We start from the raw sequence: 23133 nt of genomic DNA, 5'->3' as shown, positions 1-23133 counted from the left end.
CGTGGGCGCGGCGGTCAGCGGTGGTGCGATGCGTGGTGGCGGTCGGCGCCGTACAGCAGGGTCAGCGCGGGCTGGGCGAAGCCCGCCGCGATCGCTTCCCGGTCCCTCGGTTCGAGCGCGTCGAGCTCCTCCCGAAGGAGGTCCGGGTCGCTCACGGCCTCGGGGTGGCGGATGCGGGCGTTCCCGGCGACGAGTGCCTTCAGGCGCTCGACGGACCGTGCCTCGCGGGTCATATCGTCGGCGCTCTCCAGTGCGTCGAGCGCGGCGGGCAGGTCCTTTCGGGGATCGCCGGTCGCGGTCGGCACCCACATGGCGGTGAGTCCCGTGCAGCGCTCGTCGAGCAGAGTGGCCAGCGGTACGGGGTCGGGCCGGAAGTCGACGTAGCGGAGCTCGGCCAGCGCCGACCAGCAGCGCAGCACCGTGGCCAGGCGGGCCCGCAGCACGGGCACGGTGGCCACGGCGCGGGACGAGGTGGTGAGAGCCAGGGCGCCCCAGCAGGTGTCCCGGACGGCGTCTTCGAAGGCTTCCTCGACCTGATCGGAATCGCGCCAGCCGAGGGCTTCCTGCACGCTCGACAGCAGTACGGGTACGGCGTGCAGGCGCAGGCCGGGGCGTGCCGCGTCCAGGTCGGCCGTCTCGTCGACGAACACCACCGACCCGGCGGCCACGGGCACCAGGTCTCCGCGGGCGAGCAGTCCCGGCACGGTGAAGGAGCCGCGCGCGGCGTACTGCCCGGCGAGGGCGGCGGCCACCTCGCGCGCCCGGCGGTGCGCGGTCTCGGCGGAGCCCTCGGTGAACGCGGGAAACCACAGCTCCTGCTGCGGGGACGGTGTGGTGGTCATCGATTCCTCGTGGTCTGGGGCCGGGTGGGACGAGCGGGCCGAAGCGGGGCGGGCGGAAGCCTCGACCGGCGTGCCCTCACTGCCGGGGCTGGATGGTCGGCGGCTGCACCGGTGGACGCTGCCAGGGCGGGGGCACGTTGGGCGGGAGGGCCGGCGGACGGGGTGGTGGCAGGGTGGGCCGTGGCACGCCGGGCGCGGGCGCCGGCGTCTGCACCGGCGCGCGGACGGCACCGGTGCCGGGCTGCGCGGAGAGGATGTTCGCCATCATCACCGCCATGGCGACCTCGGCGACGATGCTCTGCACCGCGTTGGTGGCGTCCATCGCCTTGAACAGCATCTCGTTCCTCCCGAGATCCGCGTCGATCTGCTGCGCCACCTCCTCGGCGTGTGCCGCCGCGTCCTGTTCGGTGATGTCGACCCACTGGCCCTCGCCGGCCTCTTTGATCTCGTCGCGGTCCGTCTTGTTCGTCTTCTGCCACTTGTACTGGACGATCCCGTCCTCGGTGGTCTTCCAGGTCAGCCGCCAGACCATGCGCCCGCCGTGGAACTGGACGGCGAGCTGGCCCTGGACGCCCTGTCCGGTCAGGAAGGGGTAGCGGCCCGGACCCTTCTGGTCCTTCTGGACGCCTTTGGCGCCCGGCGACAGACCCATGCCCTTGTTCAGTGCGGCGATGTACCCGGCGACCTGGCGGCGCCCGGCCTCCAGGCCCTCCTGGTTCCAGGGTTTGATCTCGAAGACCTCTCGCGAGGAGACATTGGTGATGTCGGGCTTGAGGGCCTGCTGGGCGGCGCTGAGACGGCTGGGGTCGCCGATGCGTCCTGCCGTCAGGATGGCCGCGACCGTGTGGTAGTTGGTGTAGATGCCCGACCGCTCGTTCATGTGCGCCCCGACGTAGTGGTACGCGATCAGCCGGTGCGCGGAGACCCCGAGGAACCAGGCCCACGGCTGGCTGCCGGGACGCCCGGGCGAGATGTTGTACGCCTCGACCTCCCGGCCGTCGGGATCCTTGAAGGACACCGGGTTGCCCTGCACGAAGACGTAGAGGTTCAGGCCCGCGGACACGCCCTGCGGGTCGGTGCTGATCCAGCGGCACAGCCAGGGCGCGTAGTAGCGGTCCCCGTAGTAGTAGAGACCGGTGGCGTCGCGCTCCTTGCCGGTGAAGCGGTAGCGCTTGGCCGGGGTGCCGCCGCGCCAGAAGGCGACGGCGGTGGTGCCGTAGGGGTGGTACTCCTCGTAGGAGAGGACCTCGCCCGTCCCGTCGAGCTCCACGGTGACCGAGCCGATGTGGCCGGCGTGCTGGTGGCGCACCGTGCGGGCGTCGGGGTCGCCTGCCGCGCCGGCGTCGACGCGCGTCTCGACCAGGGCGATACGCTGCGCGCCGTCCCGCACGTGCAGCGTGGTGCGTTCCAGGGTGCGTTCGCCGTCGGCGTCGTAGGTCCGGTGGATCTCGCTGTCGCCGAGGTGGATCCGCTCTTCGAGGGGACGGCCGGTGGTGCCCGCGGACGCCTGGCCGTCGCGCACCCGGCGCACCCGCTGCCGGGCCGAGTCGTAGCCGTAGAAGGTGGTTTCGGGCACCAGGCCGGCGCTCGTGCGCTGGGTGGCGGTGGCGCGCAGCTGGCCGACGTGGTCCCAGCGCATCAGCTGCAACGGTGGCAGGAGGTCCATCTGCCCGAGGGCGTCGTGGTGGTAACTCTCGTCCCGCGCACGGCCGTTGCCGACCGTGCTGCGGGTGAGCCGGTTGCTGGGGAGGCCGGAGCCCGGCGGTTCGAGTCGGCTGTGTTCCTCGTGCGTGAAGGTACGCCGCCAACCCGGATGGCGGGGATCGGTTCCCCGGTGGTCGAGTGCGGTGAGGTTGCCCGCGGTGTCGTAGCCGTACCTCTCGCGGTAGCGGCCCAGCGCGCCGCGGTCGGCGGGATGCGCGCCGGGGACCCCGGAGGGCGCGTCGGGGCCGCGCTCGGCGAGGTGTTCACGTCCGGCTGCCTCGACCAGGCGGTACAGCGCGTCGTAGACGTAGTCGGTGCTCGCCTCGACGTGGGTGTTGAGGTGGAACACCGCGGGCTGGGCGGTGTCGTCGATGTGCGTGACGTTGCCCGCGGGATCGTGGACGTGCACCAGGTGCTGCACGTCGGCCCGTCCGCCGTCGCGCGCGGTGCGCAGGGTGGCGAGCCGGAAGGTGTGGGGGTCGTAGGTGTAGGTGGTCGTGGCGCCGCCCGCGCGTGCGACGCGGGTGCGTCGGCCTTTGGCGTCGTACGCGACGGACGTGACGAACTCCGTCGGCGTCCCGTCCGGTGCGAGGACCGCAGTGATCGCGTTGAGCAGCCCCCTGCGGTTGTACGCGTAGGTGACGACGCTGTCCTCGGGATGCCGGCATGCGCGCGGGCGGCCGAGGGCGTCGAACACGGTCCTGGTGGTCCAGGTCTCCGGCGCCATGGCGGGCGGTGCGGACCAGTCGGGGGTCACCCGGTGGTCGGCCACGAGGGTGCGGCTCGCCTCGGCGAGGTTGCCCTGCACGTCGTAGCGGTGGGTGACCGTGCCCGCGCCGTCGTCGATGCGTCGCACCTGGCCGCGCAGGTTGGAGATCGCGGCGTCCGGAGCGTCCTCGCCGTAGTGGGTGCGCTGCACGGTCACGGTCGTGCCGCCCTCGGTCAGCAGGGCGTCGACAGGGCGGCGCAACCGGTCGAAGCGGGTGGAGAGGATGCGTTCGGCGCCCGCGCCGTCCGAGTCGTCGAGGGATTCCCAGGCCACGACCGGGGTGCTGTCGACGTCGAACAGGCGACGGTGCTCGCCCGCCTCCATGCTCCGCTCGTGCAGGCGGTTCCCGAGGAGGTCGTAGCGGTAGCGGCCCACGGTGCGGTCGGCGGAGCCGTCGGCGGGGCCCGGCGTCCCGTCCGCGCAGTCGGCGAGGGCCAGCGGACTGCCGGTGATGTCCAGGTCGGCGTAGGTGCGGTGGGCACTGTCGACGGGAGCCGCGCCGGGCAGCGGGGTGCGGTTGTGGGCGACGGTCAGCACGAGCCGGCCGAGCGGGTCGAGGCAGGTCAGCAAGGGGGTGGCGGTGTGCGGTGCGGTGCGTTCGGCGGCGCTGCGCTCGTGCGGGCCCAGCTGTCCTTCGATCCGCTGCCGGTACCAGGTGGGCACGTAGTCGGTCTCTGGCAGGGCGGCGGCGTAGCGCGCGGTATCGGGGTCGTCGGCGGGATTGCCGGCGGGGCGTCCGTCGGGGCCGGGCAGGGCCGCGGTGTCGTTGACGTCCCAGGTGTGCTGCTGCCAGGGGCCGATGACCGTCTTCTCATAGGTGTGGTTGGGGTGCAGCGTGGCCGTGAGGCGGCCCGGCGGGTCGTAGCAGAGGACGGGGCTGACGCCCTGTTCGACGGCGAACTCGAAGGCGTGGCGCGGGGTGAAGAAGGGTTCGTACTGGCGGACCGGCCTGCCCTTGTTGTTGAGGACGGTCCAGCCGCTGCCCACCCAGCGGGGAGCATCACCGTCCGGGCCGGGTTCGGCCAGGATCTTGCGCTGGATCTCCCGGCCGCTGCCGTCGCTGTACCCGAGGGTGACCTGCGGGGCCTCGTCGGCACCGTCCCGCACGTGGCGTACGCGCGTGAGCGTGGCGCTCGCCGGAGGCCTCGGCCGTTCGTCGCCGTGGCTGCGCAGATAGGCCTCGAGGTCGTACACCAGACGGTTGGTGGCACGGCCGAGAAAGGCGTCGGCGTGTTCGTCCGGGGCGTTCCAGAACGCGGTGAGGACGTCGGGCGGTGGATCGGGGTCGATGCCCTCGACGTCGTCCCCGGTGTCATCCTCCGGCTTGCCTCGTACGGCGCTGGCGACGACCATGCCGAGCGCGTCGAAGAGCACGGCGGTGCGGTTGCCGTTGGGGTCGGTCAGCACGGTCGGGGCGAGCACCCGGTAGTCGAGGCCTGTGCGGTCCGCGGTGACCGTGTTGCCCACGGCGTCGGTGGTGCGCACGGTGAGCAGGTCGTACGCGTCGTACTCGACCTCGGTGCCGTAGGCCCCTGCCGGGTCGGTGGCGGCGAACGGGTCGATGAAGCGGCGGGGGACGAAGAAGTGGCGGCGGGCGAAGCCGAGGAGGTCGGCGGTGCCCTCGGGCGCGTACCGTGCGGTGCCGGACGGCGCCCACCAGCCGCCGTCCTCGTCGTGGACATGGCCGGTGGCGGTGAGCAGGGCGCTGTCCACGCGCGAGCCGTACACATCGGCGACCAGCACGTCCGGGAGAGCGAGTCGCTGCGTTTCGTGGGTGAGGCCCAGCGGCTGTTGTTCGCCCCAGGGCAGCGGGCCCGACAGGTCGTCGGCGAGGAAGCGGACGCGGTGGCGTGCCACGAGGGCGCGGGTGAGCCCAAGGGGCGCCGGGCCGCGCAGCGCACGCCGTAGGGCGTCGAGCGGTACGAGGGGCCGGCACCGGTCCAGGTCGACCCCGGAGGCCGTGTCCCGCCCGCTGAGCTGCAGGGTGCGGGTGTCGTAGGGGACCGGCACCCGGTGCGCGTCGGCGCCGTCCGCCGACGTGGTGTCGACGGGGCCGGTGATACGCACCCGGGTCTCGGTGACCAGCGTGGTGCTCTGCACCTCACGGGTGCGCGCGGGCAGTGTGCGGTCGGGTGTGCCGCGCCCGTAGGCGAGGGTGACGGAGTGCAGGACCGTGCCGCTGTCGGGGTCCACGTCGAGGACCGCCTCGTGGGCGACGCGCGCGTCCCCGGGACGGCGTTCGCATACGGCGGTGACGCTCTCGCGGGGATCGACGACGAACACGCCGCAGTGCTGTCCGGCGGGTGCCTGGAGCATCCGCACGGTGTAGTTCCGCTCGGTCACGGTGTACGGATGCGGCTCGTCCGGCGTGCCGTCGAGCGCGTACACCTCCTGGCGCAGCAGTTGGCCCCGCAGCGCGCGGCACGCCTGGCGCTCGGCGTCGGGCGCGAGGTGGCCGGGCAGCGGGGTGTCGTCGAGGAGCCAGGTGAGGGCGTCGGGCACGGCGGTCCCTGACGGCGGGTAGTACTGCTCGGCCAGCCGCCGGGAGAGCCGGTCACGGTCGAGGTGGGCCCCGGTGTGGAACCAGCTGCGCGTGCGCACGGGCGGCAGATGGTGTGCGGGCGATTCGTTGTCCCCGGCCGGGAACGCGCTGTCGCGGCCGAGGGCGTCGATGTGCTCGGTGTCCTCCTGCTCGACCGTGGCGAAACCGCGGAACTCCCGCTCCACGCCGTCGAAGTGGCCGTCGCGATAGCGGTAGCGGGTGACGAAGCGGGTGCGGTTGATCCGGTCGAACGTCTCGCTCCTCTCCACCACGTGGACGGGGAACGGCAACCGGGTCACCCAGGGCCGCCCCTCGGTCTTGTCCCGCAGATAGAAGTGCGTGGAGGAGGCGTAGGTGAGGGCGGTTTCGGCGCCGAGGTTGTTGGCCAGGCGCACCAGCAGGTGGGGTTTGGGGCCCGTCAGGTCGACGTAGCGCACGTGGCGGCCCGCGTCGGAGGGCAGCTGCGAGGACCACACGAGGCAAGCGGTGCCGGCGCCGAGGAGGTCCACGACGGAGACGGGGGTGAGGTCGTTCACCTGGGGGAAGGCCGGCAGCCGTACCGGATCCGACCAGGCGTTGCCCAGCTGGTTGGTGTAGATGTCCACGCCCTCGGAGCCGAGGTGGACGAGGTCGGCGGGCCCCGTGCCGTCCACGTCTGCGAAATGAACGCGGCGCTCGTCATAGCGGTCGGGGTGGTCCAGGCGGGGCGCGTTGTCCATGACGATCCTGGCGCCGAAGCGGCCCCGTCCCAGGCTGGGCCAGTAACAGATCTCGCCGTCCCGGACCCGCACCAGGTCCAGCAGTCCGTCGCCGGTGAGGTCGGCGAGATGGACGGACCGGGTGCCGTCCGCGAACAGGAGCCGGGGGCCTGCGTCTTCGTCGGGTTCGACCGGTACGCGGACGGCGGGGCCGAATCCGGCTTCGCCGAGCGAGGGGTACCAGATGATGTCGTCGCCCTCGGTGACCAGGATGTCGGCGAGACCGTCGCCGTCCACGTCGGCGAAGCGCAGGTTCGGGTCGTTCCAGTCGAGTACGGGCAGGGAGGCGAAGGGCCGGTGTGTGCTCCAGCCGCCGTCGTCGTCGCGTTCGTAGAACCCCGGGGCGGGGCCGCCGAGGTCGACGAGGTCGAGTCGTCCGTCGCCGGCCAGGTCGAGGAGCCGGCCGCGGCCGCCGCCCAGCGGCAGGGTCGGCTGGGCGGTGGGCGCTCGTTGCGGGCCGAGCCTGCCGTTGCCTTCGTTGGGTTTGTACAGGAGGGCTCCGGCCTGGGTGGTGATGACTCCGGAGACCGCCTCGCCGTCCAGGTCCGCCCACTGGTGGAGGGTGCCGTCGACGCCGGCCGGGAGGTGTTCCAGACTCGCCCGGTCCAGCTCATGGATCCGGTGGTCGGGCGTCGGCGTGCTGTAGGTGAGTTCCAGGGGAGGCAGGCTGCGGGTCACCGGCCCCTCGGGTGCGGCGCGGTGGCCACTGCGGGTGATCTCGGCCAGGAACGCACCGGTCGGTTCGCCGCGCTGTCGGCGACCCGGGTCGCCTCGGCTGCCGCGATAGGACAGCCGTAGGGAGCGGACGAGGCAGTCCCGGCCGACTCCCGGCTCGTCCGGGAAGTGATGGAACATCAGGAGGCGTTGGCACAGCCGGTAGGTGCGGACCTCGAAGCCCGGGCGGTAGGTGGAGAACGGGTCGTCACGGCACAGCCAGGCGCCGGAGTCGTCGGGCCGTGGGCGGGTGGGGTGGTGTTCCCCGTAGTCGAGGATCAGCTCGAACAGCCAGTCGGCGCCGTCGGCCGAGGGGCGCGGCGACGGCTCCAGGCGGCTGCCGCGGTTGCCGTAACGCACCGATTTCAGATGGCGGTTGGCGCGGCGGTCTTTCGGGGTGCGGTGGAGTTCGTGCGGCGCCGCGAGGTCGACACCGGTGCCGTCCTCCTCCGCGTACCGGTAGGCGACGGCGTTGCCCTTGTCGTCGTAGGACTCGCAGACCAGCCAGGAGAAGACGCGCCCGACGGGATCGTCCGGGTCGGCGATCCGCGCGTTCGCGTCCTTGCCGTAGAGGGTGGTCACGTTGGTGGAGCTGATGGTGCGCCAGTGGGTCTCACCGGTGGGCCGTGCGGTCCAGCGTTCGACGCGCGCGTACAGCCCCTCGATCCGCGGCCGGTAACGGGTGACCTCGTACGTCACACCGGCGACCGTCCGCGATCGGCGCAGAGGGTGGCCGTCGGGAGAGAGCTGAGGGACCAGATCCTCGGCGTCCGACAGCACGAACACGTCCGACTCGGCGTCGTCGTCGTACGTCGGCACGCCCTTGTCGGTCTTGCGCACGACAGCCGGGAGTCCGAGGCCCCAGCCCATTCCGAAGGGACCGTTGCCGCCCCCGGTGTCGTAGGCGAGGCGCAGTGACGGGGTGAACCCCGAACGCCCGGGGCTCAGCGGCAGCGGAACGGTCAGTGTCGCGGAACCCGTCGTGGGATTGACCGAGAACTTCTCTCCCATGCCCCGCACCGCACCGCCACTCTTCGGCAGGGTGATGACCGGGGCCTTGAAGGGTGTCGTGCTGTCATCGGATTCCGAGCCGGATCCCGTCGAGCGCGGCCCGGGCACGGCGGCCCCCGGCACTTCGGACGCGCCGCGCGCGCCGTTCCCGCCCTCGGAGGACTGGTCGAGAGACTCCATGCACTCGCCCCCTAGGCACGTCCCGCATCGTGGATGCGATGTACCAATTACGACGTGTCCGGTCTTGTCCGGCAAGCGCTGGAACGATACTGGCAAGCTCTGGCCCTCTTCTGGGCGTTTGTGGCATTTCCCGGCCGCTGTTGGCCACTCGCGCAACTTTGGGGAGGTTTCTGCGGGTTGTCGGCGCATCGATCTGCCGGTGGGCGGGCGCAAGGCCGGACGCCCACCAAAAACTCGCGATGCCTCCGTCCTTGCGAGCATGTGACGCCAGGGGCGAGTGGTGACATACGCCCCAGGAGCGGAGGCGTGTGAACTCGGCTGCTTCGCACGGTCCGTTGCGCCTGGCCGGGGAGTACCCTGGAGACATCGAGAGCATGTCGCACGCCGGCCATCGCGCCCTAGTCGTTCTCGGTGAGCAAATACACCGGCCATCCGCCCTCGGGCAGCTGTCCGGAGACGGGTTCGCGCCATGTCCGCGCCCATCAGCCTTCTCCCATCGCCGCCCGCGGACACCGCCGCACCGGCCGTCCGCCTCTCGCTGAAAGCCCCGGGCGCGCCCCGTGGCCTGCTCGACGGCGCCTGGTGGCCCCGCTCCCGTGATCTGCTGCGTGAACTGCCCGATCTGACCGACGTGCTGGACCCGCACTGGGGGCGCATCACCCGCATCGCCGTCAATCCCACTCACTGGCCCGTGATCCCGCGCAAGGTGCCTGTCCACGGGCACGTGGTGAAGGTCGGCTGGTTCACCACGGAGCTCGACCCGCACAAGGTCCTGCTGCTCTCCTACAGCGTCGGACGCTGGGACCTGCTGGTGATCCCGCCCGGGACCCGCCCTGCCGCGGCCGCCCGGCTGATGGCCGCCGCGAGCGACCCTGCGGGGACGCCGCTGACCGCGAGCGCGCTGATGGCCGCGGAGGAAGCCCACCACGGCGACTCGTCCGTCGGCCGGGTGCAGGACCCAGAGGAGGCGTGGGAGTACGAGGGGGGCGCGTCCTCGACCCACGCGGCCGCCGTGATCCTGGCCGGCCGTCCGGGAGCAGGGGCGTGATCGTCATGGACAGCACCCTGACCGTCGGCGGCCTGCTGCTCCTGATCATCGGGGCCGCGTACGTGATCAAGCGGCTCGACGCCCGGCGCGCCGACCGGATCGCACCGCACCCCTACAGCGGCTCCGGGCCCACCGGCCACGGTGCTCGCGGCACCACCCGAGCGCTCCCGGCCCTGCCCCGTCCGCCCTTCGCTCCCGAGCGTCGCGATCACCGGGACGGGGGCCGTGGGCGCCTGCGCCCACGGCGCCGCATCAGCCGGGCCCGCGGACCGCGCTGACCCGAGACACTTCCCACCGGCGCGTGCGGCTGACCGCACGGCCCGTCGAAAGGAGGCGGTCATGCAGCTCCTGATCATCCTCGTCGTCGTCGTGGGTCTGCTCGCCCTCCTCGGGCTCGCGATGGCCCTCAAGATCGTCAAGCAGTACGAGAAGGGGGTCCTGTTCAGGCTCGGGCGCCTGGCGGGGACGCGAACTCCCGGGCTGCGCGCCATCGTTCCGTTCGTCGACGTGCTGCACCGGGTGTCGCTGCGCATCGTCACGATGCCGATCCAGTCGCAGGGCATCATCACCCGCGACAATGTCAGCGTCGACGTGTCGGCCGTCGCGTACTTCCGTGTCGTGGACGCGGTGAAGTCGGTCGTCGCCATCGAGAACGTCCACGCCGCGACCAACCAGATCGCCCAGACCACCCTGCGCAAGGTCGTCGGCCGCCACACGCTGGACGAGACGCTGTCGGAGACCGACCGCATCAACCTCGACATCCGCGCGATCCTCGACGTCGCCACCGCCGAGTGGGGCGTGGAGGTCACCCTGGTCGAGCTCAAGGACATCCAGCTGCCCGACAGCATGAAGCGTGCGATGGCTCGCCAGGCCGAGGCGGAACGGGAGAAGAGGGCGAAAATCATCAACGCGGAAGGCGAATCGCTCGCCGCCGCGGCACTCGGAGACGCCTCGGACACCATGATGGCGCACCCTCTGGCACTCCAGCTCCGCAACCTGCAAAGCCTCGTGGAGATCGGCGTCGACAAGAACACCACGGTCGTCTTCCCCGCGCCGCTGATGAGCACCATCGGCGAACTGGGCGCCTTCCTCGGCAGGGAATCCGCAGCCGCCACGACGGTGCCGGCCCCGCCCACGCCACCGGACCCGGCCGACCTCACCGCGCCGGGCCACGATCCCGGACCGAACCACAGGCCCGGCCCGGCCCCGCAACAGGTCTGACCCCGCCCCATCGGCCCTGCCCGCACCTGCGCCGCGGCGCAGGTGCGGGTGCGCGTACAGGTGCCGTGGACGAAGGCGGCGGTGCCGACGGATGCGCCAGGGACGGCGGACCGGACCGACCGCGGCCCGACTCGCCTCCGGACGACGTCACCGACCCGAGCGTGCCGCCTGTGGTTCAAGCCCACCCTGGACAACTTCCGCAGCATCGTCGAGGCCGGGCAGATCGTGCGCTCCATGGGCAACTCCCTCTTGGTGGGAGTGGTGTCCACGGTGCTCTCCGCCGTCATCGCCGTCATCGCCGTGCCCGCCGCGTGGGCCGTGGGCCGCTTCGGGACGCACCGCACCACCCGGGCGAGGAACCCGGCATCGGCGTGGAACCGGACGAGGACCTCGCGGCCGCCCACCCCTACGAAGCGGCCTACCTGCCGGTCAACCGGCTCCAGGACGGACGGAACCGTGCACGATTGGTGAGCACTGCGGTCCCCGGCTGACGAGTCCGGCCGCGCCCAGGCTGCCGTTCCCCGGCCGGAGTGCTCGCCCTCGCCCCGGGGCTTCGCCGTGCGGCCATCAGGTGTGGAGCACGCTCGCGAGGTCGCGCCAACCGCTGCGAGCGAGCGTGCCGCGCGAGGGGACGGCCATCTGGATGGCGATGTGGTCGGCGCCGGCCTTGAGCCGTTCGGCGAGCCCTGCCGCTACGGCCTCGCGATTCCCCCAGAGGAAGAGGGCGTCGACCAGGCGGTCGCTGCCTCCGCCGGCCAAGTCCTCCTCGGTGAATCCGGACCGCAGCCACGCGGACCGGTAGTTGCGCAGGGGCATGTACGAGGCGAGAACACGACGCGCTCGCGCGCGTGCGATCGCAGGATCGGTGTGCGGGATGACCGTCTGCCCGAGGGCGAGCAACGGCCCTTGCCCCAGCAGTTCCCTGGTACGGGCCACGTGGTCGGTGTCCACCAGGTACGGGTGGACACCGAGGGTCCGGTCGGCCGCCAGCCGGGTCATCCGGGGCCCGTGCGCCCCCACCAGCCGTGCCGAGTCGGTCAGCGGAGGCGCCGCGGAGTCCAGTCCGTCCAGGTAGCAGGCCATCGCGGTGCAAGGCCGTCGGTATGCGTCGACTATTTCGCCGTGGCTGACGCCCAACCCGACCACAAGCCGCTCCCGGTCGCCCCCTGGCAGTGCATGGTAGGCACCGGCCAGTTGGTCAGCGGGCCGTTCCCAGATGGAGACGCAGGCGGTGGCTACGGTGACACGACGCGTCGCGCCCAGCACCCGGGCCGCGGTGACCAGGTCGCCCTGCGGATTGCCGCCGGGATCACCGCCGAGCCACAACGTCCCGTACCCGAGTTCCTCAGCCTCCGCCGCGGCGTTGGTGACCTCACCAGGGGCGCCGTGGGTGAACGCCAGACTCCAGATGCCGAAGGTCCCCAGTTCCACTGATCGTCCTCCTGATATCGGGTAAGGCCCTTCCTACCCGAGCGGCGATCGCCACCACCGTCGCCTCTCCCGCTCTGTCCGGAACCAGCTCGCGGACACCCCCGCTGGGCCCCTCAGGTGAGGCTGGAACTCACGCTGGGGCAGGGGGGTTTCAGCGATCGGTTACGGGCGGTGCCGCGCACCTGCGGGGCGGCGGCAATGCGGAGTTCACGGCGCCCGCTGCTCGGCCTGTACGTCGTTGGCGCGATGACCCACCCGTGGGATCTCGGTCACGGACGGAAGCCGCTCCTACGGACCGTCCACGGAGGCGGCCACGCGCACCTTGACGGCCGGGGCGGTTGCCGTCAGGCACACGGCGAGGCGAGCAGTCCGTCGATGACGATGCTGAGCATGCGCTCGGTGCGTTCCTGCCGGTCGGGACCGTTGCCGGCCCGCCACAGGAACGACATGAGCAGGAGGACCTCGTCGGCGTTGGCGCCGGGGCGCAGCTGCCGGACGCTTTTGCAGGCGGTGAGCAGCAGGTCCAGAGCCGTGGCGATCGGCGGGTAGCAGTGACTCCCCGGATCGGCGCGGGTGGCGGCCTCCATGGCCTGGGACGCCCCGTGTTCGCTGCTGCCGTAAGTGGCGAGCTGCCGGAACCAGAGGCGTAGCGCTTCCACGGGTTCGTGCGTGTCGAGCAGGCGTGGGGCGGCTTCGACGAGTGCTTCGACGTCCGACGCGTACACGGCCAGGAGCAACGCCTCGCGGCTGGGGAAGTGCCGGTACATGGTCCCCTGGCCCACGCCGGCCGCTTTCGCGATCGACTGGAGGGTCGTGTCGGGGGAGCCGGCGAAGGCCGTGCTCGCGATCTCGATGATGCGGGCGCGGCTGCCTTCGGCGTCAGAGCGTCTCGGCCGTGGGCGCAGCGGTGCCGTCTGTCCGCTGCCTGGACGGGCATCGGGCATACGTTCGCTGCCTCCTGTCTGGGGATCTGCTGTTGCGGTGGTCATGGGGGAGTGCCCGCGAGGACGAGTGATCCGCCGCGGGACGGCCGGCGCGGGTTCCGCCGGCTCTCGCGGACCGGCCCAGCGACATCAGGTGAGGTCCTCGTGGGCGGCGATGACGTCGGTCTCGTACTGGTCGAGGACTTGTTGGGGGGTCCTGCCGGTGTGGTGGGCGAGGTCGTTGATGGCGGTGGTCGCCCAGTTGGCCACCGAGAGGGCCAGCGCCATCAGTCTGTCGTCGCCGTCGGTGGTCCTGGTACCCAGCAGGTATGCGAGGTTCAGGTAGGGGACCAGCCGCGGATCGTCGCCGCTGCTCGTGCCGGCTCGCAGCATCTCGATGGTGGTCCGGGTGGCTTCCTCGTGCTCGGGCAGCAGCCGCTGCCGTTCGACCTGGACCTGGGCGATCATCTTGCGGCGTGCGAGCGGGTCCACCGGGGGTGCCCCCTTCTGCGATATGAGCGTTTGTCGGTCAGGCGGTGGCGCGGAGCAGGACGAGCGAGCCGTCGTAGGCCGGCCGGTGGCGGAGATGGCCGAAGGCTTCGTCCCAGGCGCCGCAGCCGAGGGCGCGGCGCAGCGAGACGTCGAACTCCTGGCGGGCCTGATCGTCGATGAAGCTCCAGACCGAGCAGGCCTGACGGGCGGCCGGGTCCAGGAGCATCTCGGGGCGGCCGTAATACGCCTCGTTGAATCCGTCGGTGCAGTCCAGCGGGATGGGGACGGGCTCGACGGTGACCGTGCCGCCGAGCGCCTCGGTCAGCCGGTCCAGGCGTGGGTGGCGGCGGGCCTCGGTGTCCAGGACGTCGGGCGCGTAGTCGTAGAGCCAGAAGTCGCGGACAAGCGTGGGGTCGCAGGTGAGGACGGCGACGGGGCCCCGGGTGACGCGTCGCATCTCGCGCAGTCCGGCGTCGGCGTCGGACCACTGGTGGACGGTGAAGAGGGCCATCGAGGCGTCGAACTCACCGTCGGCGAAGGGCAGGTCCTCGGCGACCGCGTCGATGGCGGTGGCCAGCGCGGCCGGTCGCTGGGCACGCTGGGCCAGGGACGGCTCGACCGCGGTGATCGTGTGCGCCGCGGTCTCGTACGCGCCCGTGCCCGCGCCGACGTTCAGGACGGTGCGCGCGCCGCCGAGCGCTTCGGCGACGCGGCGGGCGATCCGCGGGTCGGGGCGGCGGGAGCCGTGCCGGCGGCCGGTGCCGCCGTGGTCGATGTCGTCGACGGTGCCGTCGTAGGTGCGCGTGACCATGGGACCTCGCCTCGTGGGCCGGACCTGGGCCGGGGCGGTGATCTCCGCATCCCGAACAACGCCTCCCATATTGCATCTGCGATGACGCTTCTCATAGTGGGGTCGCACATGCTTGGTCTATTAGCCAAGAAGTGATGCATGTGCGTTGGTGCTTTCGGGGCTTCCGGTGGCGCCCGCCGCCCGGCGCCGCCGCTGCCGGGCGGGGCCTACGCGGATCCCTGGACGTCGGCGACCGTGGACGTCGCGGTGCTGAGGATCGCGTCGAATGCCTCGACCACGGGGACGTGCAGGTAGGCGCCTTGCAGCCGGGTGCGATCCGGCGCCCGGACGCGGCCCTCAGGGCCACTGGTGTCCGTGCGTGCCTGGCGCAGCGGGGCAACGGCGAGTTCGATGCCGGCGTCGGCGAAGGCCGCTTCGATGCTGCCCGGCTCGGGCGGTTCGAGCGGGGTGGGGTCCACGGTGAAGCCGAAGCGGGCCCCCTCGTCGCGGCGCATGTCCGCGGTATGTCCGGAGGTGCTCGTCAGGCCGAGGGCGAAGTAGTCGTCGCCGAGCGCGTCGCGCAGGTGCTGGCCCATCGGGAGGCCCGTGAGGTGGCCGTCGAAGGCGACCGGTGCGGTCTGGATGTGCGCGTTGTGCGCCATCAGCACGATGCGGGAGTGAGGTCCGGAGCGCTCCAGGTGCCACAGGAGCGACTCTGCCATGTAGAGGTCGCGGGCAGAGGTGTCGGCCGTGAGCCCGTTTCCGGCGAAGAGGGCGGCCATGGCACGGAACGTGTAGTCGCCGTGGCAGGCGGCTTCAAGGCGGCGCAGGGTGATGTCGTAGTCCTGTCGGCCGCCGCGGGATACGTACAGCGGCCGCAGGGCGCGGAAGCGGGTGAGCAGGCGCGCCAGGGTGGCGCTGAGGGCGTCCTGTTCCGCGGTCGCCAGCCGCGCCCAGCGCGGTGCGGCGTCGGCGGCGGAGCCACCGGCGAACGAATCCGCTGTCCGCGTCGCGGCCTCGATCGCGGGCAGGGTTTCGGGGTCGACGCGACGGAGGTAGTCGGCGACCGGGGTCAGGGCGGGAAGGAGGGATCCACCGGCCGCCGGGATGTCGATGCCGGAGAAGCGCACCGGGGACGAGGCGGTGCGGTTGTGCCTGCGCATCCAGCGCAACGGCTCCTCGACTCCCACGGGTATCGACGAGGCGAGGTAGCCGGAAACGTCGTCCTCCGTGCCTTCCCCCTGGGCCCACGCGTCGAGGGGGAAGCCTTCACTGAGGCCGTACTCGAAGGCCAGGACGGTGAAGCCGCAGCGCTCCACGAGGTAGCGCAGGATGCGCCGGCGCATGTGTGCGAACTCCTTGATGAAATGGGAGTTCTCGCCGATCGCGACGACGCGCGCGTCGCCGACGAGGGCACGCAGCGGCTCCAGGTCATCGAGCGGCGCGTCCGGATCGAGGTGGGTGAGCGGGACGGCGCGGGCTCGAAGCCATTCGGCGAAGGGGCTGTGAAGGGATGAGGTGGTCATGGGTGGTGGCCTCGGTTCTCTCCGGCTGACCACCGGAGGCGGGTACGGGGACGGGGAGGTGACGAGGGGACGGGAAGGTGACGAAGGGCGGCGAAGGTCGCAGAGGGCGACAGGGGTCGACTCTGCACGAGAGCGATGAACTGATCAACGCCAAATCGCGCGCTACAGCCATCAGCCGGAGTGATCGACGGCAGGACGCGGCGGAGCGGCACCATGGAACTGCGGGACATCGAGATCTTCTTGACGCTCGCCGAGGAACTGCACTTCGGCCGGACCGCCCAGCGGCTGCGCCTGCCCCAGGCTCGGGTGAGCCAGTCGATCGCACAGCAGGAACGGCGCCTGGGCGGCGCCCTGTTCGACCGCAGCACCCGCGCCGTCGCCCTCACGGTGCTCGGCAAGCAGCTGCGTGGCGATCTGCTCCCGGGGTACGAGGCGATCCGCCAGGCCCTCGCCGATGCGAAGGAGACTGCCGGCTGCGGTTCAGGGGTGGTCAGACTCGGCGTGATGGGAGCGCTGGCCTCCGAGATCGACTGGCTCGTGCGGGCGTACCGGTCCCGGCATCCGCGCTGTGACGTGGAGTTCGTCGAGTTCCACTTCAGCGACCCGCTCGCGGCCGTCCGGGCCCGCGAGGTGGACGCCCAACTCATGTGGCTGCCCGTGCCGGAGGCCGACCTGCGCGCCGGTCCTGTGGTCTACCGGGAGGAGCGGGTACTGGCCGTCGACTCGGCATCCGACCTCGCCAAGCGCGCCCATGTGTCCTTGGAGGACCTGGCAGGCCGCACCGTCCTCGACCCCGGTACCCGCACACCCAAGCAGTGGTTCGCGGCGATGTGCCCGGAGCGGACCCCCGGCGGGCACACGATTCCCCGCGGGCCCCGGGCGGAGACCTTCCACGAGGTCCTGGCCGTGGTCGCGAGCGGGCGAGCGGTGTGCCCGCTCAACGCGCACGTGCCCCGCTACTACGCCTATCCCGGCGTCACCTTCGTCCCGATCGCCGACGCCCCGCTCACCGACTGGGCCATCGCACTGCCCCGTACCGCACCCGCTCCGCCCGTCGCGGCACTGCTGGCGACGGCACGCGAACTCGGCGCACGCACCGCAGGCACCTGACCCACCCCGTGGTCCGGTGCGCTCCACGCGGGCAGCGGCGAAGGGCTGTGACGACTGCCGGCATGCCGGCGGTTCCGCAGCCCGGAGCACGCCCTCGCAGTAGGAGCTGCCCGGAGTGCGCTCCGCCGGAGAGGCCGGGGGAAGCAGGCCTTCCTCAGACGACGGAGAGCAGGTCCACCACGAAGACGAGCGTGGAATTCGCCGGGATCAACGTCGAGGGGGACTGGTTGCCGTAACCGAGCCGCGGGGGAACGATGATCTCGCGCCGGCCGCCGACGTTCATCCCCCTGAGCCCCCGGTCCAAGCCCTTGATGGCCCTGCCTCCACCCACGGCGAACTTGAACGGTTGGCCCCGGTCCCAGGAGGCGTCGAACTCCTTTCCGGACTCGAAGGTGACCCCGACGTAGTGCACCCGGACCACCCTGCCCGGCTTCGCCTCGGGCCCGTCTCCGACGACGAGGTCCCGGATCGTCAGCTCTTGGGGAGCATCACCCACCTGAAGTTCGACCTCGGGCTTCGTCGGTTCGCTCATCGCAGCCTCATCACTCTCAGCCTGAATCCCACGGGCAGGCCAGCTGGGTGCATGGTCACTCCATGCGGTGGATCAGCACACTACTGAGAATGCCGACCGACTGAAGCACATCAGACATCCGCACGGCTGCCGTCGTGCGGATGTCTGATGTGCAGATGTCGTCGTACGGGTCTAAGGAAGCTAGTCCAGGAAGCCGTCGATGGGCGCCGCGTCGTATTCCGCCGCGCCCGTCGTGGTGATGCCGCTGGGGGAGCCGGGCAGCCGCACCGAGCCGACGGCGCTCACATGCAGGTCGGCCGTTCCGTCACCGTTCGTGTCCCGCAGCCGTACCAGGCCACCGAACTGGTCGTCGGCCGTCAACGGGCCCGGCACGCCGGGGGTGTTGCGGGCGAACCACTGTGAACCGCTACCGGACAGACCACTCGCCCGCCCCTTGAAGACGTGCACGCCGCCCGCGTAGTCGTGGCCGTCGATCTCCTCGCCCCGTACACCGACCGCGAGATCCGCGTAACCGTCGCCGTTGACGTCACCCGCCGAGACGGATGAGCCGAACTCGTCGTAGTTCTCCGGGGAACCGGCGACGCCACTCGTCGACTGGGTGAGGCGGGCACTTCGGGAGGGGCCGCCGGAGGCGCCGTACCAGACGCTGACGCGGCCCTTGTGCCTGGAGTAGAGGGAAGTGCCGATGGCGATGTCGCCGTAACCGTCCTTGTCGAGGTCGGCGATGACACCGTCGCCGCCGCGCTCGGTGCTGCCGCCGTTGCCGGACTCGGACTCCAGGCGCAGGCTCTTGCCCGGGGTGAGCGAGCTCGCGCCGCCCTTGATGAACCAGGCGTCGGACGCGACCTTCTCAAGGCTGACCACGTCGCCGATGATCGCGAGGTCGGTCTTCTTGTCGCCGTCGACCTTGCCGGAGATCAGGGCCGAGGCGTAGAAGGACGTCGTCTTGTCGAGCTTGGTCACGGTGCCGGTGGTGCCGGAGCGCTTGAGCGGGCCGCGGTAGACGTAGGTCATGGATTCGTTGATGACGGCCAAGTCCTGTTTGCCGTCCCCGTTGAAATCGCCGGTCGCCAGGTCCGTGCCCATGGAGTTGTGGGCACCGGGGTTCTTGTTCGGAAGCGTCGTGCCCGTGGACAGCCCGGAGGCGGAACCCCACAGGATCGTCACGGCGCCCTGGCCGGCGCCGTGGGAGCCGTTCTCGCCGGTGGCGGCAACCGCGAGGTCGCCGTATCCGTCACCGTCGAAGTCCGCGGCGGCCCGTACCTCGCCGAACATGTCGTCGGCCTCGTCGGCGCCGGGCACACCGGAGCTCGCCTGGGTGATGCGCTGCTGTCTGGAGCCGGGCCCGGTGGCGGTCCCGAAGACCACGGTGACGCCGCCGCCCCCTCTGGCGCTGAAGCTCGAGTAAGCGTAGTCGCGGTAGCCGTCACCGTTGAAGTCGTCGCCGTGCTTCGCGGGCGCGGCGCTCGCCGCCGCGGTGGGCAGGGTGAGGGGAGTGAGGCCCGCTGCCAGGAGGCTGGTGAGCGTGGCCGTCGTGAGGATGCGCATGGGTGTGTGGGGTTCCTTGTGCGTCGAGAGGCGGAGGGGTGGAGATCCGCAGGGGCGGGGTCAGTCGGTGATCCGGACGCCGATGGGGGTGCGTGGCCGGGAGGCGCACGCGGAGTGCGCGGCCGGGCGGCGCACGGGGGTCGGCGATGCAGGAGACCGGTGGTGGGGCCGAAGGGTTGTACGGGGCGTGCGGTTACGGCGTTCGTGGGTGTTGGTTCCGCTTGTGGCCGCTGGACCGCCCCGTCGTCGACCACGGGCCTCGGGTGACTCTGTGATGCCGTGCAGAACAGCGCGCGCCATGATGAGCATGGTGAGACCGAGGCGCGTGTGGCCTGTGGTGACCTGTTGCATGGCGACAAGCTGCGGGGGGAGTACGTGCTCACGCGGTTTCACAGCCGTGAGGAGAAGCGCGGCGGTTCCTCCGCGAAGCCGACGTGGCTGCTCGTGCGGACCGGCTCCACCAAGGGCGGCGGCACCCCCGATCCGAGGCGCGCCCGCTCGGCACGCAGTGGCCGTATCCTGCGCCAGGTCGCGCAGGTGCCGGACGCACCGACCTGGAATCCGGACGGCGGACAGCACGTACGAGGACCCCACTGACGTCGTCAGGAGCACACGCGGTCATGAACGACACCGACAAGAAGACGTCCCGGACGAAGGCGGCTCAGGCGGCTCAGAAGAGGCCGGGTCAGAAGAAGGCGGACCAGAAGAAGGTGATGCGGGCGCTTCTCGACGGCTACGGGCAGACCTACGCCGCCGAAGCGGGCATCACGCTGAAGGACACACCGCAGCCGCTGTACCGCACCCTCGTGCTCGCCAGTCTGCTCAGCGCCCGGATCCGGGCCTCCGTCGCGGTGGCGACGACGCGGGCGCTGTACGACGCGGGGCTGCGCACCCCCCGCCGCATGGCCGACGCGACATGGCAGCAGCGCGTCGACGCCCTGGGCGAGGGCGGCTATCGCCGTTACGACGAACGTACCGCGACCCAACTCGGCGACGGAGCACGGCTGTTGCTCGACGACTGCGGCGGCGACCTGCGCAGGTACCGTGAGCGGGCGGACGGCGACGTGCGGGAACTGCGTCGCCTCCTTCGCCGGACACCGGGGCTCGGCCCCACGGGCGCGGACATCTTCCTGCGCGAGGTCCAGGACGTCTGGCCCGAGTACGCGCCGTTCCTCGACGCGAAGACCACGCAGGGGGCCGAACGCCTGGGCCTGCCCGAGGACGCCCGCGTGCTCACCCGCCTCGCGGGCGACACCCCGCGCTCCGCACTGGCGGCGGCGTTGGTGCGTGCGGCTCTGGACCGCCGGGTGGCGGAAGACTGTCTGGCCGGGGTCGGCTGAGGAGGACTGCCTGGCCGAGGCTCACCCCGACCGGCTCACCACGGCCATGCGCAGAGAGGGGCGCCGTGGAGCACGCGCGCAGCGATCCGCGGGCCGGCTCGGCGAGCAAGGGGCGGGCACTCGCGCCCGCCCGTCGCAGACTCCGCGGGGTGCGCGACCGGTGAGGCCGCGCCGGGGCGGACCGTGCGGTCAGTGGCGGCCGTGCGCGGTGTCGGAGGCCCCGCCGAAGAGGCGGGCGAGCGCGCGGAAGGGCAGGGTGACGACGGTCGCGATGGCGCCGGCGACGGCACGCAGCACATCGGCCAACTCCTGAGCACCTGGCAGGAGCAGGGCGAGTATCGCGTACAGCGGTACTTGGAGGAGTACGAGATCGTCGGGTCCGCCGCATCCGATTTCCACCGACCGCTCTCGACGTACCTCAACGAACTCGCCTCCCTCGGTTGCCGCCTGCGCGAGGTCGCCGAGCCTGGGCTCGACCCTGTCGTGGCGGCAACGGACCGGTCCGCGCCTGCGGCGTTCGACAGTTATGTACGCCTGCCCAACCTTCTGTTCGTCTCGGCCGAGGTGCCCGCCCGCCTGCGGAATTGACCGGTCGTTGAGGCCGTGTGTGGTTGGCTGGCCTCGATGAACGAAGGACGAGAATGAATTCGACCCTTGCCGGAATCGGCCCCAGGAACCCTGCTACCAGCGTTGCCCGCGTCGTCACGGATGTCCTGCAGCCTCGCAACGTCCTCGTGGCCGGCATGCTCGGGATCGGAGCCGTCGCGGGTGGTCTTGACGGTCTTGCGTGGGGACTGCTCGGTGCGCTCTGCGCGGGACTGGTGCCCGCCGCCTATATCGAGTTCGAACGGAAACGGGGGACTTGGGGCGACCGCCATGTGGTGGACCGAACGAAGCGCGCGCCCATCTTTCTCGTCATTCTGGCGTCCATCGGGACCGGCGCGCTCCTGATGACACTGGGGCATGCGCCGACGGACGTCATCCGAGCCATGGTGGCGCTGTGGGTGATGACCGTCGTCCTGCTGGGCATCAACACCGCCTGGAAGATCTCCGTCGACTCGGCGGTCGCGTCCGCCGTCGTCGCGCTGCTCGCGGTCGTGCACAGCCCCTGGTGGCTGCTCGGGTACGCCATCACCGTGGCAGTGTGCTGGTCCCGAGTGGCTCTGCGGTATCACACCGTGTTGCAGACCGTGGCAGGAGCAACCACGGGGGCGCTGACCACGGTCGCGTGGGTCGGAGCCTGACAGGCGCCTCGGGGATCGGCCCCGAACTCGCCGGCGTCGTCCACGGGAGGCCCCGGCATCCGGCTGCGTTTCGGTCTCCTGCGGCCAACCCGCGGCTAACCCGCGGCCACCCCGCGGCCAAGTGGCGCGCAGCCTCGCACGTGGGCACCGGATGCCAGCACAGGGCCTGACGTTCTACGGCGTCGCGGGCCCGCGCGGGGAGCGGAGTACGAGCAGGGTGATCTCGCTGGGGGCGAAGACACGGAACGGCGGGCCCCAGAAACCGGTGCCGCGGCTGGTGTAGAGGAGAGTGCGGGTGCCGTGGCGGCTGAGGCCGGCCAGGGCGGGCTGGTCGATGCGGACGAGGTGGTGGAAGGGCCAGATCTGCCCGCCGTGCGTGTGGCCGGAGAGCTGGAGGTCGACGCCGCCCGCCACGGCCCGGTCGATGAACTTGGGCTGGTGGGCCAGGAGCAGGACGGGCAGGCCGGGGTCGGCGCCGTCCAGCGCACCGGCGAGGTGGGCGCGGTGCCCGGCCAGGCCGGAGGACTCCGCGGTCACGTCGTCCACACCGGCGACCACGAGGGTGTCTCCGCCGCGTTCGAGCAGCAGGTGACGGTTGCGCAGCGGCTCCCAGCCCAGCTCGTCCATCAGGTCGACCCAGCCCTGGGCCTCGCTGTAGTACTCGTGGTTGCCGGTGACGTAGACCCGGGCCCGGGTGGCTCGCACGGTGCCGAGCGGAGTGGCCTGGGCGCGGCGGCGTTCGGCCGTGCCGTCGGCGATGTCGCCGGTGTGGCAGACCAGGTCGGCCTCCAGGTCGTTGACCTTCTCGCAGACCCGGGCCGACCAACGGGCGCGGTCGAGCGGGCCGTAGTGGGTGTCGGTGATGAGGGCGACGCGGGTACCGTCCAATCCGGCTCCCAGACGCGGGAGTTCCACGTCGAGCCGGCGTACCCGTGGTACCCGGCGGGCCTCGGCGTACCCCCAGGCGAGCAGCGCGGCGGCCACGCCCACCACCGCCCAGGTGACGATCCGGGCGCGGCTCTGTCCGTCGCCCACGCCGGCCACGGTCAAGGCGAGGCGCAGCAGGACACCGAGCAGGACGGACCAGGTGAACAGCACCCAGCTGGACCCCAGAAGGGTGTCGCCGATGATCGCCGCCCAGTCCTGCTGGCGTCGGCCGTGGCCGCGCATCATCGCGAGCGGCATCGCGACCAGGCCGAGGGCGAACAGGACGGTGCCGCCCACCGCCACGGGGAGCGGCCAGTGCTGGCCCGCGTGCAGCAGGACCCAGCAGGGCACGGTCCACAGCAGGACGGGCGCGATCAAAGGGAGGTAGCGCATCAGGCGACGCAGCCGGCTCTGCTGGGTCGCATGCGCCGCACTGTCGGCGGATCGGGCTTCGCTGGTGTCGGTCACGCTTCCCCTTCTC

The 23133-nt window shown here is 71.6% G+C and carries 17 protein-coding genes and 2 pseudogenes; 8 read left to right on the top strand and 11 right to left on the bottom strand.

The window, feature by feature from the left end:
- Positions 1 to 14 precede the first annotated feature (14 nt).
- Entirely contained in the window at positions 15 to 842 is an 828-nt protein-coding gene (locus tag ACZ592_RS25045; RefSeq protein ID WP_471583852.1) for a hypothetical protein, read from the bottom strand.
- Positions 843 to 918: 76 nt separating this feature from the next.
- Complete coding sequence (locus tag ACZ592_RS25040; RefSeq protein ID WP_471583851.1) at positions 919 to 8520, bottom strand: SpvB/TcaC N-terminal domain-containing protein; 7602 nt, start codon at positions 8518 to 8520, stop codon at positions 919 to 921.
- 469 nt (positions 8521 to 8989) lie between these two features.
- Between ACZ592_RS25040 and ACZ592_RS25035 the strand changes: the two genes are divergently transcribed.
- From ACZ592_RS25035 to ACZ592_RS25020, 4 genes and pseudogenes are all read left to right on the top strand, one after another.
- Positions 8990 to 9568: a DUF5994 family protein gene (locus ACZ592_RS25035; RefSeq protein ID WP_471583850.1), complete on the top strand. Its 579-nt coding sequence runs from the start codon at positions 8990 to 8992 to the stop codon at positions 9566 to 9568.
- Positions 9569 to 9573: 5 nt separating this feature from the next.
- On the top strand, positions 9574 to 9846 hold the full coding sequence (locus ACZ592_RS25030; protein ID WP_471583849.1) for a hypothetical protein: 273 nt from the start codon (positions 9574 to 9576) through the stop codon (positions 9844 to 9846).
- Between the two features lie 61 nt (positions 9847 to 9907).
- On the top strand, positions 9908 to 10789 hold the full coding sequence (locus ACZ592_RS25025) for a slipin family protein (protein ID WP_471583848.1): 882 nt from the start codon (positions 9908 to 9910) through the stop codon (positions 10787 to 10789).
- A gap of 146 nt (positions 10790 to 10935) precedes the next feature.
- Positions 10936 to 11134: pseudogene (locus ACZ592_RS25020) on the top strand (carbohydrate ABC transporter permease); the annotation flags it as partial.
- 222 nt (positions 11135 to 11356) lie between these two features.
- On the opposite strand, the gene ACZ592_RS25015 reads toward ACZ592_RS25020, so the two are convergent.
- The 5 genes from ACZ592_RS25015 to ACZ592_RS24995 all read right to left on the bottom strand — a co-directional run bounded on the left by ACZ592_RS25015 (position 11357) and on the right by ACZ592_RS24995 (position 15951).
- Positions 11357 to 12220, bottom strand: coding sequence for a TIGR03620 family F420-dependent LLM class oxidoreductase (locus tag ACZ592_RS25015; RefSeq protein WP_471583847.1), 864 nt, complete (start codon positions 12218 to 12220; stop codon positions 11357 to 11359).
- A 344-nt stretch (positions 12221 to 12564) separates the two neighbouring features.
- Positions 12565 to 13164, bottom strand: coding sequence for a TetR/AcrR family transcriptional regulator (locus ACZ592_RS25010; protein WP_471583846.1), 600 nt, complete (start codon positions 13162 to 13164; stop codon positions 12565 to 12567).
- Between the two features lie 129 nt (positions 13165 to 13293).
- Positions 13294 to 13635 carry a hypothetical protein gene (locus ACZ592_RS25005; protein WP_471583845.1) on the bottom strand — a complete coding sequence of 114 codons (342 nt, stop codon included), beginning with the start codon at positions 13633 to 13635 and terminating at the stop codon, positions 13294 to 13296.
- A gap of 37 nt (positions 13636 to 13672) precedes the next feature.
- Positions 13673 to 14446 carry a class I SAM-dependent methyltransferase gene (locus ACZ592_RS25000; protein ID WP_471583844.1) on the bottom strand — a complete coding sequence of 258 codons (774 nt, stop codon included), beginning with the start codon at positions 14444 to 14446 and terminating at the stop codon, positions 13673 to 13675.
- Between the two features lie 206 nt (positions 14447 to 14652).
- A complete protein-coding gene (locus tag ACZ592_RS24995; RefSeq protein WP_471583843.1) occupies positions 14653 to 15951 on the bottom strand; it encodes an erythromycin esterase family protein in 1299 nt (432 codons plus the stop codon).
- Positions 15952 to 16164: 213 nt separating this feature from the next.
- Here ACZ592_RS24995 and ACZ592_RS24990 point away from each other — a divergent pair, with 213 nt between their 5' ends.
- Positions 16165 to 17061 (top strand): LysR family transcriptional regulator, encoded by an 897-nt coding sequence (locus ACZ592_RS24990; RefSeq protein ID WP_471583842.1) that lies wholly within the window; start codon positions 16165 to 16167, stop codon positions 17059 to 17061.
- A 154-nt stretch (positions 17062 to 17215) separates the two neighbouring features.
- On the opposite strand, the gene ACZ592_RS24985 is transcribed toward ACZ592_RS24990, so the two are convergent.
- Both ACZ592_RS24985 and ACZ592_RS24980 read right to left on the bottom strand, forming a co-directional pair.
- Entirely contained in the window at positions 17216 to 17593 is a 378-nt protein-coding gene (locus tag ACZ592_RS24985) for an FKBP-type peptidyl-prolyl cis-trans isomerase (RefSeq protein WP_471583841.1), read from the bottom strand.
- Between the two features lie 180 nt (positions 17594 to 17773).
- Positions 17774 to 19141, bottom strand: a complete 1368-nt coding sequence (locus ACZ592_RS24980; protein WP_471583840.1) for an FG-GAP and VCBS repeat-containing protein — start codon at positions 19139 to 19141, stop codon at positions 17774 to 17776.
- 345 nt (positions 19142 to 19486) lie between these two features.
- Here ACZ592_RS24980 and ACZ592_RS24975 point away from each other — a divergent pair.
- Positions 19487 to 19738: pseudogene (locus ACZ592_RS24975) on the top strand (DNA polymerase ligase N-terminal domain-containing protein); the annotation flags it as partial.
- A 116-nt stretch (positions 19739 to 19854) separates the two neighbouring features.
- On the top strand, positions 19855 to 20481 hold the full coding sequence (locus ACZ592_RS24970; RefSeq protein ID WP_471583988.1) for an endonuclease: 627 nt from the start codon (positions 19855 to 19857) through the stop codon (positions 20479 to 20481).
- Positions 20482 to 20670: 189 nt separating this feature from the next.
- Here ACZ592_RS24970 and ACZ592_RS24965 read toward each other — a convergent pair whose 3' ends face one another.
- Positions 20671 to 20787, bottom strand: coding sequence for an LPFR motif small protein (locus ACZ592_RS24965; RefSeq protein WP_471583987.1), 117 nt, complete (start codon positions 20785 to 20787; stop codon positions 20671 to 20673).
- Between the two features lie 335 nt (positions 20788 to 21122).
- On the opposite strand from ACZ592_RS24965, the gene ACZ592_RS24960 reads away from it, so the two are divergent.
- Complete coding sequence (locus ACZ592_RS24960) at positions 21123 to 21725, top strand: hypothetical protein (protein WP_471583839.1); 603 nt, start codon at positions 21123 to 21125, stop codon at positions 21723 to 21725.
- Positions 21726 to 21899: 174 nt separating this feature from the next.
- On the opposite strand, the gene ACZ592_RS24955 is transcribed toward ACZ592_RS24960, so the two are convergent.
- Positions 21900 to 23120, bottom strand: a complete 1221-nt coding sequence (locus ACZ592_RS24955; RefSeq protein WP_471583838.1) for a metallophosphoesterase — start codon at positions 23118 to 23120, stop codon at positions 21900 to 21902.
- Positions 23121 to 23133: the final 13 nt, after the last annotated feature.

Source organism: Streptomyces sp. NPDC040622 (assembly GCF_055593965.1).
Note: the sequence above shows the minus strand (reverse complement) of the source record. Positions and strands in the feature narration are given on the sequence as shown.